Below are 15,662 nucleotides of genomic sequence, written 5' to 3'. Positions count from 1 at the left end.
AGATCTGTTCGGTCTACTGACCGCTATCCGGCTCGCGTTCAGCGTCATAAAGAACCTGAAGCACTGCACACCATGGATAGCGCGTATCGTAGAACTGCCCGTCGGATGTCGCCAGTGCGCCATTGGCATCGGTAGGTACATGGGTGAGCGACACCGTGTCATCCACATTGCCACCGATGATGCTCAGCTCGTTGCCGAAAGGGGGGGCGTTCTGACGCGTGGCGACCACGATGCCGCAATGAGACGGAAAGCCGTACGAGGTAGGCAGATTGGCGAAGGTGATACTGCGGCTCTTGCCACGACCGACACAAAGCAGATCGCCCAGTTGGGGAATATAGCTTCTGGGATCCTGCGCACGTAGGCCGGAAGACTGACCCGAAGCAGCCGCATTGATATAGGTCGAATGATTGGGCGAGTAGGGAAAACGGTCATTTGCCCCTGCAACGCGCATTACATAGGAAATGAAAGCCGCAGACCATGCATAATGCCCGTCGTTTCCGGACGGAAAAGCTGGCCGTCGGCGTTGTATTTGCCACTCCACGACACTTCGGTCTCATAAGGGTCCTGACCGATCCACCAATATTCACCGACACGCTGCCATAAGCCAGGGATGCGTTCCGGTTTGAGCGATGGCGCGCTGGGCTCAGGGCGATCTTCCGGGTCATCATCGCTTACGGGACTGCCGAACATGCGCCACTCACGCATGGCAATGGCCACGACATCCTGACGATTGAACGGGACAAAATTGCGAGAAGCGAAATCAGGGACATGTCCGTCATAACCATAGGCGCCGGTGCGACCGTTGGCATACTGCGCCATGGGCGTCTGGACGGGGGTCTGGGCGGCAGGCTGCGGGGTCGATGAACAACTCGGCAACAGGCCCAATGCCCCGAAAGCCAGAAGCGATCCGCGGGTCAGGCGAACTCTCTGCAATCGAGGTAAGGAAATAAAAGCCAGTCCGGCGCTCATGATCTGTTCCTATCCGTTAGACACGTAACGAGCGCCGAACAGCGCCGGTTCGTAATAAGGAGATAGGAACGAGAGCGGTCCTCCGGTCAAGTGCCGCTCTCTTCACAGCTGATCAACCTGCAAGATCGGGAAACAGGGCAGCCAGACCTTCGGCACTGGCATCGCAGCGTCCGCGTTCCGTAAGAAGACCGGAAACCAGACGTGCCGGAGTCACGTCAAAAGCCGGATTGGCAGCTTGTGTCTGCTGTGGTGTTACACGCAGACGTGCGGCCTGGCCATGTTCATCAAGGCCGTGAACATAGGTCACTTCCTCACCCGAACGTTCCTCGATCGGGATCTCCTTCACACCGTCTGTCACGCGCCAGTCTATGGTAGAGGAAGGAAGTGCTACCCAGAACGGAACATTGTTGTCCCGTGCTGCAAGCGCCTTGAGATAGGTGCCGATCTTGTTGGCAACATCACCCTGGCGCGTCACACGATCCGTGCCGACAATCACCAGATCGACATCACCATGCTGCATCAGATGACCGCCAGCATTATCGGCTACCAGGGTATGGGGCACCCCATGTGCACCCAGCTCCCAGGCCGTAAGCAGCGCACCCTGATTGCGCGGACGGGTTTCATCCACCCAGACATGCACCGGCAGACCGGCATCATGCGCCATATAGATCGGAGCGAGTGCTGTCCCCCAGTCGACAGTCGCAATCCAGCCTGCGTTGCAATGAGTGAGGATGTTCAGACGTTCCTGACCAGGGCGACGCTTTTCCCAGAGCATACGGAACAGTTCCAGACCATGACGCCCGATAGCTTCATTGACCTGCACATCTTCATCGCAGATCGCATCGGCCTCTTCATAGGCTGCCGCGACACGGGTTTCGGGCGCAAGCGGACGCAGATGCGCGACCATGCGCTCGATCGCCCAGCGCAGATTGATGGCAGTCGGGCGCGTCTCGACAAGCATGGCTGCGGCATCTGTTAGGCCGGCATCCGACGCATCTTTCTGCAAGGCAAAGGCAAGTCCATAAGCCGCAACGGCGCCAATCAGAGGGGCACCGCGAACCTGCATGGTACGTATGGCATGAGCCACTTCCGCTTCGTCCTGCAAGGCAAGAATATCAAGCATCCAGGGGAGTTTTGTCTGATCAAAGATATGAACCAGTCTGGGATCATGCGCGTCGCGCCAGACGCTGCGATAGGGCGTGCCGTTGATTTTCACGTGAGTATCCGTCTTTCGGGCGTCAGGATGGGGAGATTCTCATGTGGCAAATAAGGAAGCCGGACTCAAGTTTTCTGCCCTTTCTTTTCCGTTGAGCCGCTGAAATCTTCCTGCAGTCTGCGGGCTGCAATCACCCCTGATATGAATCAGACAAGGAGAACGACTGTTTTGCACTCGCAGCGATCCGGTCTATATCGAGCCCTGAGCGAGAGGACCTTGGCATGAGCGAACCGCAATGGCTGATCTGGGCAAGAGACGTTCAGGCAATCGCCCAGAACGGGCTCACCTTCTGTCAGAATCCCTATGATCGCGAACGTTACGAGCAGCTCCGTTTGCTTTCTGCAAAAATGCTGTCCGCGCTGAGCGAGACGACGCCTGAGCGCATGCTTGCCCTGCTTGAAAAGGAATGCGGCTATACAACGCCCAAAATCGACGTTCGGGGTGCCGTATTCAACGACCAGGGCCATATTCTGATGGTGCGTGAGGCAATCGACCATGATCGCTGGACGCTGCCTGGCGGATGGGCGGATGTGAATCTCACCACAGCCCAGAACACACTGAAGGAAGTGCTGGAAGAAAGCGGCTATACTGCCGAGATCATCAAGCTCGCAGCATTATGGGATCGCGATACCCAGGGACATCCACCCGATCTCTACAGCTGCGCAAAGGTTTTCTATATATGCCGCCTGACAGGCGGCACAGCGACGATCGACAATCTCGAAACCTCGGGCATTGGCTGGTTCGACCGCCAGAACCTGCCAACCGATCTTTCTCTCGGCCGTCTGCAACCCCATCAGCTTGTACGCATGTTCGAGCATTACGCTCACCCTGAAATGGCGACGGATTACGACTGAGTCCATGAAAGTCATGATTGTCCTTCCCCGCCGGGAAGGTTATGCCCCCGATCGGGCAGGCGCCATTGCTCTTCTGGTATCGCGTCTCGCCACACCTGACGATATCGTCATCGGCACAGAAATTCCCGATACGCCCCTGCCGGGAGGGCAGTTCTTCGCCGTGACCGAACCAGGCGGCCTGCATCGCTGGAGACAGGACGGGACACGTTACCGTATCGCCTGTCAGCGAGAGATCCGTCGACATAAACCTGATCTCATTGAAGTTCATAACCGCCCTGCCCTGGCGCGCGCACTGAGCAAATGCGGTATTCCCGTTCATCTCATTCTGCATAATGACCCGCAGGACATGCATGGCGCCAAACGCCCCCGTCAGAGGCAGGAGCTGATGCAGCGTGTACGCGTCTTTACCGTCTCGTTATGGCTGCGCCGTCGCTATCTGGAAGATCTGGATGACGGCCCTGTTACAGTCATGCCGAACTGCCTCGATCTGTCAGCCCTGCCGCCTTCTCCGGCAGAACGCTCCAGGCTTGTGCTCTTCGCGGGGCGCATGGTTGCCGACAAGGGTGCAGATGCCTTTGTGCGCGCCTGGGCGGCCATCGCCGGACAGGTGCCGGAATGGCGTGCCGTCATGATCGGTGCAGACAGATTCCGTTTCAACTCGCCACGCACGACTTTCGTCGACCGTGTCGAGGCCAGTGCGCGTGCGGCCGGCATCACGCTTTGCGGTTATCAGATGCATCATCAGGTACTCGAAGCCATGGCGGCCGCCTCGATCGTCGTTGTGCCAAGCCGCTGGCCAGAACCTTTTGGTCTGACTGCGCTCGAAGCCATGGCGAGTGGTGCCGCCGTTATCGCCTCCCCCCGTGGTGGCCTGCCCGAAGTCGTTGGCAAAGCCGCTCTTCTGGCCTTGCCGGATGATGGCGACGCTCTCGAACAGGCATTGCTTCGCCTGATCAATGATTCAGCCCTGCGGGCAGACTGTATGGCCCGTGGGCGGGAACAGGCGCGGAAATTTGACCTCGTCGCGGCCCGCAAGTTTCTTCAGAAAATGCGCGAACGCTCTACAAAAAACCGGAAATAAAGACGACAATCTGACTGATACGCCGCATATTCGACACATTAAGCATATCTATAATAAGATATCAGTATAAACCTGAAAGAAACATCATGATCAAGACACGAATTCTATCGGCAATGGCTCTGGCATCTATGATTTCCATGCCCTTGGCTCAAGCACAGACTTCAGGCTGCAATAACAATACTTCCGGCACCGATATGATTGGTCGGCTGGCCAACAAGGAAAACTGCCTGAATAATCGTGTTCAGAACCTGCAGCAGAAGAATCGCGATGCCGTGGAAGCACGTCAGAAGAAGATCGATGACCTGCGCGACAAATACACCAATGCCCCTGAGCGGGAGCGCGAAAAGCTTCAGGGCAAGATCGATGAACAGAAAAACAAGCTCAACCAGGTCACCCAGGATCGTACAAAGCAGATCGATCAGCTGCGGGCTGACCAGAAGGCACAACATGATCGCATCAAAGCGCTCTCCAGCAAGACAAGGCAGGACTTCCGTAACCTCGGCCGTTTGAACTGATCGTTCTGAATTCCTCCCGTCGATAAACTCGCCCCCCTGCTTCCTCAAGGCAGGGGGAATGACATGCAGAACAAAAAAAGACCTGATTCTTCCGAATTCGCATGTCTTGCACCGAATTTCGGAGGTAAGACGGAATCCATGACGGTTTCTTCCCCCCCTCAGGGTACTCCCCTTGCGGCCAACGCCTCCCACGAGCCCAAACCCGCTCGGGATATTTCGCCAGGGTGCCGCAGAACCGTCGTTCTGACAGGAGCTTCGGGCGGAATCGGTATTCTGATCGCCAGGCGTCTTCTCGATCAGAATTATCGGGTCATTGCGCTCTGCCGCTCCAAACCGGCGATTGAGTCCGAGCTGCTCTCTCATATCGCCTGTGATCTTGGCGCCTCCGGATCACTTGCAGAAGCCTGCAGCCGCATCCACGAACATCATGCGCCTGTTTTTGCCGTCATTCATTGTGCAGGAACAATCTCACCCTCATTTATGGCAACAGCCGATGAAAAAGACATCACGACTCAGATCAGCCTCAATCTGAGTGCGCCGATCCTGCTGACACGTCATCTGCTGCCTTTGATGCAAACCATTGATGGCAGGCAGAAGAGCTGCATTGTTTTCGTCAACTCCATGGCAGCGGTCATGCCGCTTGCAGGCAGTGCCGTTTATGCCGCAGCGAAAGCCGGTCTACGCAGCTTTGCTCTTTCCTTGGCCCAGGAGGCTCGACCACGCGGCATTCTGGTCAGTTCCGTTTTTCCGGGCGCCGTACAGACCGACATGCTGATCCGCGAAATGAAAGAGGGCGGGTCCGTCCTGAATTACGTCAGTACGCCTCTTGATCCTGATGTGGTTGCAAAAGCGGTAACGGATCAGCTGATCCGGTGCGGATCCGAGCGGTTTCTTCCTGCGATTGACGGGGTTTTCGGTCGGCTCTGCATGCTCGCCCCCTGTCTGCTGCGTCTTTCGCTTCCCCTGCTTCGCTTCATTGGCAAGCGGGGTTATCTCCGGACCAAGACACGTCTGTAAATACGTGCTCTCCCTGACATGTGATTGACAAGCCCGGGTGGCAGCGGCAGGGAACTGGCATGATGCGTTTCGATCCGCTTCTCAGACGAGCCCTCAAAGACCTGGAGGCCCGTTCCTTGCGCCGCCAGCTACGCCCCTTGCAGCTTACACCTGACCAGGTACTGCACCGGGGGCAGGCCATTACCGATTTTTCATCCAATGATTATCTGGGGCTCTCTGGTCACAGGCTTTTGCGCGAACGCTCTGCCGAGTGGGCTATGCAGCACGGTACGGGAGCTCGCGCCTCGCGTCTTGTGTCAGGCACACTGGATCTGCATGAACGGGTCGAAAACCGCCTCGCGCAGTTCAAGGGAACAGAAGCCGCCCTGCTTTTTGCCTCGGGCTGGCAGGCAAATGCCGCCGTTCTGCCCGCCCTGTTCCGCCTTGCCAAGGAACAGACCGGCGAAGCACCGCTCGTATTCTGCGACAGACTCAATCATGCCAGCATGCATCAGGCTGTGCCGCCGCCGGCATCCGACAGATCCGGTTCCGGCATAATGACCTCAACCATCTGGAGAGTCTGCTTGTACGGCATACCGATCTGCCAGGTATGCGCTTTATCCTGACCGAAAGTGTTTTTTCGATGGATGGCGATACGGTTGATATCGCTGCCCTTTCGGCCCTTGCGAAGCGTTACGATGCCTTCCTCTATCTCGACGAGGCACACGCCACAGGCGTCTTGGGACCCCAGGGGCGTGGTCTCTCCCATGGCCATGAAGTCGATCTCGTCATGGGAACCTTCAGCAAGGCGCTGGGCAGTATGGGCGCCTATATCGCCGGGTCGCGCGCCCTGTGCGACTGGATTATCACGGCCAGTTCAGGTTTTATCTACAGTACTGCTCCATCCCCCCCGATGCTCGGGGCGATGGATGCCGCACTTGAAATCGTACCCGGCCTCGATATGGAACGGCAGGCACTTCATCAGAAAGCCGAGAGACTGCGCCAGGCACTGAATGCTGCCGGGATCGATACCGGCCTCTCGAATACCCAGATCGTCCCTGTCATTCTGGGAGAGGAAACAACGACCCTTTCAGTGGCCAGAGTTCTGGAAGAACGTGGCATTCTGACCATTGCCATCAGGCCCCCTACTGTCCCCTCCGGTTCAGCCAGACTACGTCTTGCTCTCAGCGCCAGTCATGATGACGCTTCCATTGCCTCTCTCATCGACTCTGTCATCACAGCACTGCGACAGACACAGGCATGAAACTCGTTTTCATGCATGGATGGAGTTTCGACGCCTCTTTCTGGCACCCTGTCTGCCACGCATTGGGGCAATGCGACATGACCCTGTTAGAGCGCGGCTATAGCGGGGCCCGACCTTTCACGACCCTGCCAGACCAGCCATTCGTGCTGGTTACGCATTCTGCCGGGACTTTATGGGCATTGAGACATTCCCTGCCTCAATGCCGGAAAATCATCGCTTTCAACGGATTTGCCCGCTTCAGCCAGGCAGATGATTTCCCACAGGGCCTCCCGATACGGGTTCTCACACGCATGCGCACCCGCCTCGCCCGCACGACGAATGAGACAGTCATGCAATTCAGACGGCAATTCACCCTTTTATTCCTTGTCCCCCACACCTCGATCTGCCGGTCCTTGATGAAGGTCTGGCGGAGCTGATGGAAGGTGACGGCCGTGCAACGGCCCATTCATTGGGCAGGGGTCTGATGGCCATACATGGTACTGACGATGAGCTTGTTTCCGGCGCCATGCATGAGGCAAGCTTTCCTGACGCAACGCGCCTCATCTTCGAAGGGGGACATCTTCTGCCTTTCACAGCGCCTCATCAATGCGCCGCTATTATCAGCAATGCTCTCAGAGACGTCTCGTGACCACTGCGCGCAATTCTGTCGCAACCTGCTTCGACAATGCGCGGGATTATGACACTTCCGCGCGCGTACAGGCAGCCGCAGCTGCGGAGCTCGCCCATTCCCTGACACGACTTTATGCAGACCGCCCTGCACCAGCCCGTATTCTGGAACTTGGATGCGGTACTGGAATACTGACACGTGCTTTGCGCCTGATTTTTCCCCAGGCAGCCCTGACAGCAATTGATCTCTCTCCTCGAATGATCGAACGCGCAAAAGAAGCTGTACCAGACGTCAGGTTTCACGTGATGGACGCTGAATATCCCGTATTGGAAGACTGCTTCGACCTGATCTGCTCCAGCTTCTGTCTGCAGTGGTTTACTGATCGACGCGCAGCATTCAGACGTCTGGAAAGAATGCTGGCGCCATATGGAAGAATAGAGGTCACGACCCTCGCGCGTGGCAGTTTTGCCCAATGGCGGGACGCCTGTGACACTCTTGATCTGCCCTGCGGCTTTCCGGAATATCCTAGCTTGGACGCACTTCAGGATGAATGGCCTGAAACGTTACGCGGCAGCTGGACAATCAGAAAATTCAGCGACCCTGTCGGGTCGGCCCGGCAGTTCCTCCTTGATCTGAAAGCGATCGGTGCAACGACCCCCCGAGAAGGCAGCGAATCTCTCACCGGGCGCGATTTGCGCCGGATAATGCAGGAATTCGACAGGAAAGCGGGTATCATGAATTATCAGGTTGCTTTTGGTTCTGCCAGAAAACAGGCGCGTTTTTTCGTCACCGGCACGGATACGGGCATTGGCAAAACTCTTGTTTCCGCCATCCTTACCAAAGCACTCAACGCCACATACTGGAAGCCTTTCCAGACCGGGCTGAGTGAAGAAGCAGGTGATACGGCCAGCGTTATGAAACTGGCAGGGTTATCACCATCGCAGATCCTTCCTTCCGCCTATGCGTTTCAGGCACCCCTCTCCCCCCAGGATGCGGCGGCACTGGAAAATGTGACCGTGACACTCGACAATCTGGATCTTCCACAAACAGATAGTCCCCTTGTCGTGGAAGGTGCAGGTGGGCTGATGGTTCCCCTGAATGACGACACTCTGCTGATCGACTGGCTGGCTGGCCTCGATCTCCCGGTCATTCTCGTCTGCCGCAGTGGACTCGGCACCATCAACCACACCTTGCTCAGTCTCTCAGCTCTGCGCAAACACGGCATCAACGTGGCGGGTGTGGTGATGAGTGGCATACCCAATGCCAGAAACCGAGCCGCTATCGAGCATTTTGGCCAAGTCACAGTGCTGGCTGAAATTCCTTTTCTGGCGGAGGTCACGCCCGAGACCATCGCCACCGAAGCCGGGAAACTTGCCCGGTCATTACACCAGCAGGGCTATTGAAAATCAGGTGGGAAAGAAACGCGGCAAATTCTGGAACTGCCAGCCACAAACACGTCCCCGCTGGCCTGTGGAATCTGGCGGCCCCTCATAGCCCTCAACGACGTTTATACTGACCTCATAGCCCAGATGAGCCGCAAGCTCCGCCGTCTGCTGCGAGCGCATCCCTGACCGGCACAGAAAAAAAACAGGCGTTTTGCGGGATGGGACAGCTTCGCTCAATGCCTGTGCAAAACCGGCAGCGTCATACGGATCCCAGCTCAACGCGATGACGTCTTTGTCGAGTGAGCTCAGATTGGGCAGACCAACGGTGTACCACTCATTGGGCATGCGTACATCGATCAGAACCGCATCCCTGTCAGTACCCAGACGTTCCCATGCCTCACGCGCTGATATACAGTCGACCATCGTTCTTCCTCATTTATTTTACATGTCGCGACGTTAAACTCTCAAACTGCAGACGTATAGGATGGAATGCAGATGACTACGCAGACCCCGATTTCCCTGTCTCCTACGGGCCCGATTTCCGGTTGGCAGCACCCTTCTGACGGCATGATTGGCGCAATTGGCGGCACCCCCCTTATCCGCCTGAAACTGGCCTCTGAGGCAACAGGCTGCGATATTTACGGCAAGGCGGAGTTCATGAATCCCGGTGGTTCGGTCAAGGATCGCGCAGCCCTTGCCATTATTCTCGACGCCGAATCACGTGGCGCACTCAAACCTGGCGGCGTCATTGTGGAAGGAACAGCGGGTAATACGGGTATCGGTCTCACGCTTGTTGCCAAGCACGCGGCTATCGCACGATCATCGTGATGCCCGAGACACAAAGTCAGGAAAAATCGATTTTCTCCGCATGATTGGTGCGGATCTGCGTCTTGTTCCCGCCAAACCGTTCCGCGATCCGGGCAATTACGTGCATGTTTCGCGTCGGCTTGCCGAGGAGACCGAAAATGCTGTCTGGGCCAACCAGTTCGACAATACAGCCAATCGGGAAGGTCATCGCACCACCACAGCGGTTGAGATCTGGAAGCAGCTCGACGGGCATGTCGATGCTTTCACCTGCGCCTGTGGGACAGGTGGTACACTTGCCGGCGTTGCCTGGGTCTTGGTGAGCTTGCCGAGCAGGCAGGGCGCAAGCGCCCCGAAATTGTTCTGGCAGATCCGGAAGGATCCGGTCTCTATGGCTGGGTCAAATCCAATGATCTAAGCGTTTCCGGAGGCTCGATAACCGAAGGCATCGGTCAGTCCCGTGTGACCGGCAATCTGGAAGGTATTGCCATCGACGATGCTGAACGTATCCCCGATGCCGAAGCGCTGGAACAGATCTTTTCCTTGCAGGAACGCGAGGGTATCTCTCTCGGTGGCTCAGCGGGCATCAACGTTGCCGCGGCGATTCGCGTCGCAAAACGACTCGGGCCAGGGCATCGCATTGTAACAATTCTCTGCGATGGCGGGGCACGCTATCAGTCCAAGATCTTCAATCCTGCCTTTCTGCGGGCCAAAAATCTTCCCACCCCTCCCTGGCTCGATTGAGACAGGTTTTCGCAACTTGTGACGGAGTGAAACACCCCCTTGTGGGGCAGGATCGATTCGGACCAATGTTACATTCATGGAAACGAACCCGCACCTTCTGATTGTTGATGATGACCGTGAGATCCGGGAGCTGCTCTGCCGCTTTCTGGAACGCAACCATTTCCGTGTGACAGCCGCACGTGACGGGCGCGAGGCCCGTCGCGCCTGGGCCGCCGGGCATTATCAGCTGGTGGTGCTCGATCTTATGCTGCCGGGAGAAAGTGGTCTCGACATTGCACGCTGGCTGCGCAGCCAGGACAATGTGCCTATCATCATGCTCACGGCCATGAGTGACGAGACAGACCGTATTATCGGTCTGGAATTCGGCGCTGACGACTATGTCGCAAAGCCCTTCAATCCGCGTGAGCTCTTGGCCCGCATCCGGGCCGTACTACGCCGGACGGCCGACAGCTCCGACAAGAAGCTTTCAGCCGATTCCCGGACCATCCGATTCTCGGGATGGACACTGGAACCGGCCCGTCGCCGCCTTCTCAATCCCGATGGTGCTGAAGTGCCTCTTACCGGCGGCGAATATGACATGCTTCTGGCTTTTCTGGAGCGTGCAAACCGTGTTCTGACACGCGACATGCTGCTCGAATTGCTGCGCGGACGACAGGCCGGCCCCTTCGATCGCGCCATCGATGTGGCCGTCAGCCGCCTGCGACGAAAGCTCGAAGACGATGGCCGCAATGCCCAGATGATCAAGACCGTGCGTGGCGGAGGCTATGTCCTTGCCGCCGATGTCGAACGCCTCTGACGCTGTGATCCAGCTGCTGCCGCGCTCGCTCAGAGCGCGCACCAATCTGCTTCTGATCGCAGGGCTCTGCGTGGTTCAGGCAGCCGGCCTGACCATTCATGCCCTCGACCATCTCAATATTGCCGACCGGGCCGAGATGCATGAGAACGAGCATCACGCCTTTTCGATCTATCACACCCTTGTCGAGCTTCCTCCTTCTGATCGTGAAACCAGCCTGGCTGCACTTGAAGTACCGTCAAATTTCAAGATCATTTTCGACGACAAACCCGATACGCATCTTCCCGGCGCTTTTATTACGCTTCCTTTTGGAATGAATCCCATGATGCATGGCGGCCCGCCAGGCGGACAGGAAGAGCCCGGATTCGGAGGACCGCCACCAGGCGGAGGACCGGGCGATTTTTCCGGGGGAGAAGGGCGTCCCCCCTTTCCGTTCGAGGGAGGACAGCCTCCCCCGAATGGTATGGACGGTTTTTCGCCCGATGACCGACGCACTCCCGGCTTCATGCCACCGCCCCTTGCGGGAATCGGCATGCTTCCCGTGCGTCTCCGCCCTGAGCGGGTACTCATCAGTCACAAGCCTGGTACGAGACATTACGCCTTGTCTTTCCAGATGCCTGATGACCATCGGTGGCTCGTCATGAGTTACACTGTCCGGCCTCCCAACCCGTTTGGCTCACCTACTTTCATGATCTCGTTTGCACTCATGACCATCTGTGGTGGCGGGCTGATCCTGTGGGGATCGCATCGTCTCATCGCGCCTGTTGCCACGCTGGCCAACGCGGCCACCGCACTCGGCCGCAACGTTCACGCCCAGCCTCTCCCTGAGGCAGGCCCTACAGAAATCGGTCAGGCGGCTGTCGCGTTCAATACGATGGCCGCCCGCATCCGGCGTTTTGTGACCGATCGCACACTCATGCTCACGGCTATCGGTCATGACCTACGTACCCCGATCACCCGTTTGAAACTGCGTGCCGAGTTCATTGATGATGACGAGTTGCGCGACAAGTTTCTGGCTGATCTGGATGAAATGGAAAGCATGGTCGCTGCCACCCTCGCCTTTGGTCGCGACAGCTCGACACTGGAGCCTATGACCACGCTGGATCTGAGTGCCCTGCTCCAGACCATTGCAGATGAGGCTGCTGAGGCACGCCCTGATCTCGCAGAGGAAGTCAGCTATGAGCCGCCTCAGGCGCCGATCCGAATCAAGGCACGCTCATTGGCGCTGAAACGCGCTTTGACCAATCTGGTCATGAATGCCCTGAAATATGGTGGGTCAGCCTGTATCAGCGTTACCTTCACACGAGGCCCCGATCAGGAAAAGGCCATCTGCATCCGCATTGATGACAGTGGTCCCGGCCTTCCCCCGGAAGATCTCGAACGCATGTTCGAGCCCTTTGTCCGCGCTGAGACAAGCCGCAATCGCGAAACCGGCGGCACTGGCCTGGGTCTTGCGATTGCCCGCTCGACCCTGCGAGGCCAGGGCGGCGATGTGACCCTGATGAACAGGCCTGAGGGAGGCTTGCGAGCAAGCGTCATCCTGCCTGTCTGAACCCTTGAGAGTGCTCTGTGACCCACCAGAGATAGACCCGTTCTTGCAATATCCGGGGCATCATCGCCCCGGTTCTTACCGCCGCACTGCCCTGACAGCCACTGCCCCGGCCCCCTGGATTGCGCCGACCAGCAGGATCAGCACAGCAACCACGGCAAACATGATGGTAACGTTGAAGCGCTGATAGCCATATCGGATAGCAAGATCACCCAGCCCACCGGCACCGATGGCACCTGCCATGGCAGAGGCTCCGACAAGGGTAATTGCGGTCACGGTCAGGCCGGACAGGAGGCCTGGCAGGGCTTCGGGGATCAGTACATAGCGAATGACCATCCAGCGCGTGCCTCCCATGACACGCACCGCTTCGATAAGACCGGGTTCGATCTCCTGCAATGAGATTTCAGCAATACGCGCATAATAGGGGATGGCTGCGATCGACAGCGGCACGATAGCAGCAAACGTACCGAGCGATGTCCCTGCGATAAAACGGGTAACCGGAATCAGCAACACCAGCAGAATAATAAACGGGATCGCGCGAATAGCATCAATGACCCAGCCAATGGGGCGCCCCAGCCAGGGCATGTCATACAGATCAGTGCGTCTGGTTGCGATCATCAGCACAGCCAGAGGCAGACCGAAAAGCACGGCGACAAAGCTGGACGCTGCAACCATCTCAATGGTCTGAAGCGTCGACTCCGCGATGAGCCTAGTGATCAGCCGGTACATAGCCGAGCACCTCCGTCACATGGGTTTCCTGTTCAAGAAACGAAATGAGCGGCTCGGAAAGCGGCTCGGAAAAGCCCAGAATCATGTCAGTCAGAAGCTCGCTTCCGCAGGCAAGCGTACCCCCCTGTATCAGGGTGATTGCCTGATCGAAGCGCCTTGTCAGAACAGAGAGGAAAGGCGTTTTTGCTGCCTGAGGTCCAAGCACGACACGGACAAGTGTGAGACCATCAGGAAGAGGGACGGTGCTGAGCTGGCTTCTGAGCGTGTCAGGCAGAGAGGGTCGCGTATCTGCCAGTAGCCTCTCGAGTCTCGGATCCCCTCGACTGTCACGCATTAGCGTAGCCATACTGCCGTTTTCGATCAGTGCGCCATGATCCAGTACAAGGACACGATGGGCAAAACGACGCACGACTTCCATCTCATGCGTGATGAGAATGATGGTCAGACCCAGCGAGCGGTTGATGTCAACCAACAGATCAAGAATGGAGGTTGTCGTGTGGGGATCGAGTGCGGAGGTTGCTTCATCGCAAAGAAGAAGCGATGGAGAATTGGCTATGGCGCGCGCAATACCGACACGCTGCTTCTGACCACCCGAGAGCTGGGACGGGCGCTTGTAACCGTGGCTTTCAAGCCCGACAAGGGTCAGCAACTCCTCAACGCGCTCGGTAATCCGGCCTCCAGCCCAGCCGGCAATTTCAAGCGGCAGGGCAATATTGGCAGCTACAGAGCGCGAATTCAGAAGATTGAAATGCTGAAAGACGAGCCCGACCTTGCGCCTGGCAGCAACCAGCTCTCTCTCGGTCAGCTGCGTAAGATCAGCCCCCTCAAGCAGAATCTGACCTTCTGTCGGGCGTTCAAGTGCACAAAGACAACGCAGAAGCGTGGATTTTCCCGCTCCCGAACTCCCGATCACGCCAATGATCTCGCCCTTGTCGACCTGAAAACTGATATCGCTCAGCGCCGTCTGCGATCCGAAGCGACACGACAGACCTGAAACGTCAAGAAGACTCATGAAAACGCAGGGATCACTGTATTGGCATAAACATCAATCAGGGCCTGACGGATATTCGGCTGCTGGTAAGCACTGACTAGCGGCTTGACCCAGGAGGCCTGGGCATCGTCGCTATTGACCGCTATCACGCAGATATAGGGGTTATCCTTTACCCCTTCTCGCGCCAGACGCTCATGAACAACATCAATACCCGCCTTGTGTGCCCAGTCGGTATTGATCACAGCAGCATCGAGATCGGGTAGTGCACGACCGACCACACCGGCATCAAGCTCACGTATCGTGAAGTTGTGCGGATTTTCCGTAATATCGAGTGGCGTGGGCAACAGACCGGCTGATGACGAGAGCTTGATGAAGCCAAGTGTCTGGAGCAACAGAAGCGCACGTCCTTCATTACTGGGATCGTTCGGGACCCCGATAACTGCGCCTTCAGGCAGAGTGGCAAGCGTCTTCCATTTGCGCGAATAGAGACCGATTGGCGCAACATAGGTATTGCCTACCGGTACAATCCTGAACCCGTGCGCATCGTTCTGGGCTTTCAGAAATGGCATATGCTGAAAGGAATTGGCATCGAGATCATGGGAGGCAAGCGCCTCGTCCGGTGTCGAATAATCCGAGAAGGTGACAATCTTCAGCGTCAGACCGGCTTTCTGGGCATTCTGGCTGACCAGACGCCAGATATCCTCGTCCTCACCTGCCATGATACCAACGCGAATGGGTTTGTCGGCAGCCCTGGCCGAGCGCAAGCCCAATGCCAGAGGCGCAGCAAGGAGCGTGGACAACACTGTACGACGCGGTAGCGAAGCGAAGGACATGAGACGGACACCCGGTTTATGGCGCAAGGCGAAGTATTAAACGATCAAATATCGTTATTAAAAACAACCTCAACGCATTCAACGATTTATCCGTGTTTTATACAGAACGCCTCATAAAGCAATGATCGATCTTGTTTGCGGCTTTCAGAATACCTTCCCGATATAATCGGCAATCCTGATCTCGCGTGATTCAAGCCTTGTTTCTACATCTTTGCGAGAATTCAACCTGCCTCACCACACTGCAAGAGACAGACCTCTCGGGATTCCTCGCTGACATCTCATCCGACACCAATAGCCATGACGATGTGATTATGGTCCCATGCCCACATTCC

The 15,662-nt window shown here is 56.9% G+C and carries 14 protein-coding genes and 3 pseudogenes; 11 read left to right on the top strand and 6 right to left on the bottom strand.

Annotation, left to right across the window (positions count from 1 at the left end):
* Positions 1–13: 13 nt before the first annotated feature.
* Positions 14–969, bottom strand: a pseudogene (locus tag JCM25354_RS16300) (DUF2272 domain-containing protein).
* Positions 970–1,081: 112 nt separating this feature from the next.
* On the bottom strand, positions 1,082–2,185 hold the full coding sequence (gene mtnA, locus JCM25354_RS03300) for an S-methyl-5-thioribose-1-phosphate isomerase (protein WP_025884952.1): 1,104 nt from the start codon (positions 2,183–2,185) through the stop codon (positions 1,082–1,084).
* Between the two features lie 221 nt (positions 2,186–2,406).
* Here mtnA and JCM25354_RS03295 point away from each other — a divergent pair, with 221 nt between their 5' ends.
* The 8 genes and pseudogenes from JCM25354_RS03295 to bioD all read left to right on the top strand — a co-directional run bounded on the left by JCM25354_RS03295 (position 2,407) and on the right by bioD (position 8,905).
* Positions 2,407–3,039, top strand: coding sequence for an NUDIX hydrolase (locus tag JCM25354_RS03295; protein WP_025884951.1), 633 nt, complete (start codon positions 2,407–2,409; stop codon positions 3,037–3,039).
* 4 nt (positions 3,040–3,043) lie between these two features.
* Entirely contained in the window at positions 3,044–4,120 is a 1,077-nt protein-coding gene (locus JCM25354_RS03290; protein ID WP_025884950.1) for a glycosyltransferase family 4 protein, read from the top strand.
* Between the two features lie 86 nt (positions 4,121–4,206).
* Positions 4,207–4,635, top strand: a complete 429-nt coding sequence (locus tag JCM25354_RS03285) for a hypothetical protein (RefSeq protein WP_025884949.1) — start codon at positions 4,207–4,209, stop codon at positions 4,633–4,635.
* Between the two features lie 138 nt (positions 4,636–4,773).
* Entirely contained in the window at positions 4,774–5,652 is an 879-nt protein-coding gene (locus JCM25354_RS03280; RefSeq protein ID WP_084294626.1) for an SDR family NAD(P)-dependent oxidoreductase, read from the top strand.
* 59 nt (positions 5,653–5,711) lie between these two features.
* A pseudogene (locus JCM25354_RS16295) lies at positions 5,712–6,895 on the top strand (aminotransferase class I/II-fold pyridoxal phosphate-dependent enzyme).
* Positions 6,892–7,311 (top strand): alpha/beta hydrolase, encoded by a 420-nt coding sequence (locus JCM25354_RS16290; RefSeq protein ID WP_051537187.1) that lies wholly within the window; start codon positions 6,892–6,894, stop codon positions 7,309–7,311. Before JCM25354_RS16295 ends, JCM25354_RS16290 begins: the two are co-directional and overlap by 4 nt.
* Positions 7,311–7,523 carry an alpha/beta fold hydrolase gene (locus JCM25354_RS19815; protein ID WP_051537186.1) on the top strand — a complete coding sequence of 71 codons (213 nt, stop codon included), beginning with the start codon at positions 7,311–7,313 and terminating at the stop codon, positions 7,521–7,523. The genes JCM25354_RS16290 and JCM25354_RS19815 overlap by 1 nt, the downstream gene beginning before the upstream one ends.
* Positions 7,520–8,905 (top strand): dethiobiotin synthase, encoded by a 1,386-nt coding sequence (gene bioD, locus JCM25354_RS03265; RefSeq protein ID WP_025884947.1) that lies wholly within the window; start codon positions 7,520–7,522, stop codon positions 8,903–8,905. Before JCM25354_RS19815 ends, bioD begins: the two co-directional genes overlap by 4 nt.
* Before the next feature lie 3 nt (positions 8,906–8,908).
* Here the strand turns inward: bioD and JCM25354_RS03260 are convergent, their stop codons facing one another.
* Positions 8,909–9,310: a rhodanese-like domain-containing protein gene (locus JCM25354_RS03260; protein WP_025884946.1), complete on the bottom strand. Its 402-nt coding sequence runs from the start codon at positions 9,308–9,310 to the stop codon at positions 8,909–8,911.
* Positions 9,311–9,454: 144 nt separating this feature from the next.
* Between JCM25354_RS03260 and JCM25354_RS16285 the strand changes: the two are divergent.
* The 3 genes and pseudogenes from JCM25354_RS16285 (at position 9,455) to JCM25354_RS03235 (ending at position 12,780) form a co-directional block, all read left to right on the top strand.
* Positions 9,455–10,435: pseudogene (locus tag JCM25354_RS16285) on the top strand (cysteine synthase A).
* Positions 10,436–10,511: 76 nt separating this feature from the next.
* Positions 10,512–11,231, top strand: coding sequence for a response regulator (locus tag JCM25354_RS03240; RefSeq protein ID WP_025884942.1), 720 nt, complete (start codon positions 10,512–10,514; stop codon positions 11,229–11,231).
* On the top strand, positions 11,188–12,780 hold the full coding sequence (locus JCM25354_RS03235) for an ATP-binding protein (protein WP_369345720.1): 1,593 nt from the start codon (positions 11,188–11,190) through the stop codon (positions 12,778–12,780). Before JCM25354_RS03240 ends, JCM25354_RS03235 begins: the two co-directional genes overlap by 44 nt.
* A gap of 75 nt (positions 12,781–12,855) precedes the next feature.
* Here the strand turns inward: JCM25354_RS03235 and JCM25354_RS03230 are convergent, their stop codons facing one another.
* The 3 genes from JCM25354_RS03230 to JCM25354_RS03220 are packed head-to-tail and all read right to left on the bottom strand — an operon-like array spanning position 12,856 to position 15,330.
* Positions 12,856–13,506: a methionine ABC transporter permease gene (locus JCM25354_RS03230; RefSeq protein WP_025884940.1), complete on the bottom strand. Its 651-nt coding sequence runs from the start codon at positions 13,504–13,506 to the stop codon at positions 12,856–12,858.
* Entirely contained in the window at positions 13,487–14,518 is a 1,032-nt protein-coding gene (locus JCM25354_RS03225; RefSeq protein WP_025884939.1) for a methionine ABC transporter ATP-binding protein, read from the bottom strand. The genes JCM25354_RS03230 and JCM25354_RS03225 overlap by 20 nt, the downstream gene beginning before the upstream one ends.
* Complete coding sequence (locus tag JCM25354_RS03220) at positions 14,515–15,330, bottom strand: MetQ/NlpA family ABC transporter substrate-binding protein (protein WP_025884938.1); 816 nt, start codon at positions 15,328–15,330, stop codon at positions 14,515–14,517. The genes JCM25354_RS03225 and JCM25354_RS03220 overlap by 4 nt, the downstream gene beginning before the upstream one ends.
* Positions 15,331–15,662: the final 332 nt, after the last annotated feature.

This window comes from Asaia prunellae JCM 25354, from assembly GCF_000613885.1.
Classification (GTDB): Bacteria; Pseudomonadota; Alphaproteobacteria; order Acetobacterales; family Acetobacteraceae; genus Asaia; species Asaia prunellae.
Note: the sequence above shows the minus strand (reverse complement) of the source record. Positions and strands in the feature narration are given on the sequence as shown.

What these genes read in the sequence shown, in the direction of transcription:
- JCM25354_RS03295 (WP_025884951.1), top strand. Translation starts at nt 2,407, where the DNA reads ATGAGCGAACCGCAATGGCTGATCTGGGCAAGAGACGTTCAGGCAATC.
- JCM25354_RS03290 (WP_025884950.1), top strand. Translation starts at nt 3,044, where the DNA reads ATGAAAGTCATGATTGTCCTTCCCCGCCGGGAAGGTTATGCCCCCGAT.
- JCM25354_RS03285 (WP_025884949.1), top strand. Translation starts at nt 4,207, where the DNA reads ATGATCAAGACACGAATTCTATCGGCAATGGCTCTGGCATCTATGATT.
- JCM25354_RS03280 (WP_084294626.1), top strand. Translation starts at nt 4,774, where the DNA reads ATGACGGTTTCTTCCCCCCCTCAGGGTACTCCCCTTGCGGCCAACGCC.
- JCM25354_RS16290 (WP_051537187.1), top strand. Translation starts at nt 6,892, where the DNA reads ATGAAACTCGTTTTCATGCATGGATGGAGTTTCGACGCCTCTTTCTGG.
- JCM25354_RS19815 (WP_051537186.1), top strand. Translation starts at nt 7,311, where the DNA reads ATGGAAGGTGACGGCCGTGCAACGGCCCATTCATTGGGCAGGGGTCTG.
- JCM25354_RS03260 (WP_025884946.1), bottom strand. Translation starts at nt 9,310, where the DNA reads ATGGTCGACTGTATATCAGCGCGTGAGGCATGGGAACGTCTGGGTACT.
- JCM25354_RS03240 (WP_025884942.1), top strand. Translation starts at nt 10,512, where the DNA reads ATGGAAACGAACCCGCACCTTCTGATTGTTGATGATGACCGTGAGATC.
- JCM25354_RS03230 (WP_025884940.1), bottom strand. Translation starts at nt 13,506, where the DNA reads ATGTACCGGCTGATCACTAGGCTCATCGCGGAGTCGACGCTTCAGACC.
- JCM25354_RS03225 (WP_025884939.1), bottom strand. Translation starts at nt 14,518, where the DNA reads ATGAGTCTTCTTGACGTTTCAGGTCTGTCGTGTCGCTTCGGATCGCAG.
- JCM25354_RS03220 (WP_025884938.1), bottom strand. Translation starts at nt 15,330, where the DNA reads ATGTCCTTCGCTTCGCTACCGCGTCGTACAGTGTTGTCCACGCTCCTT.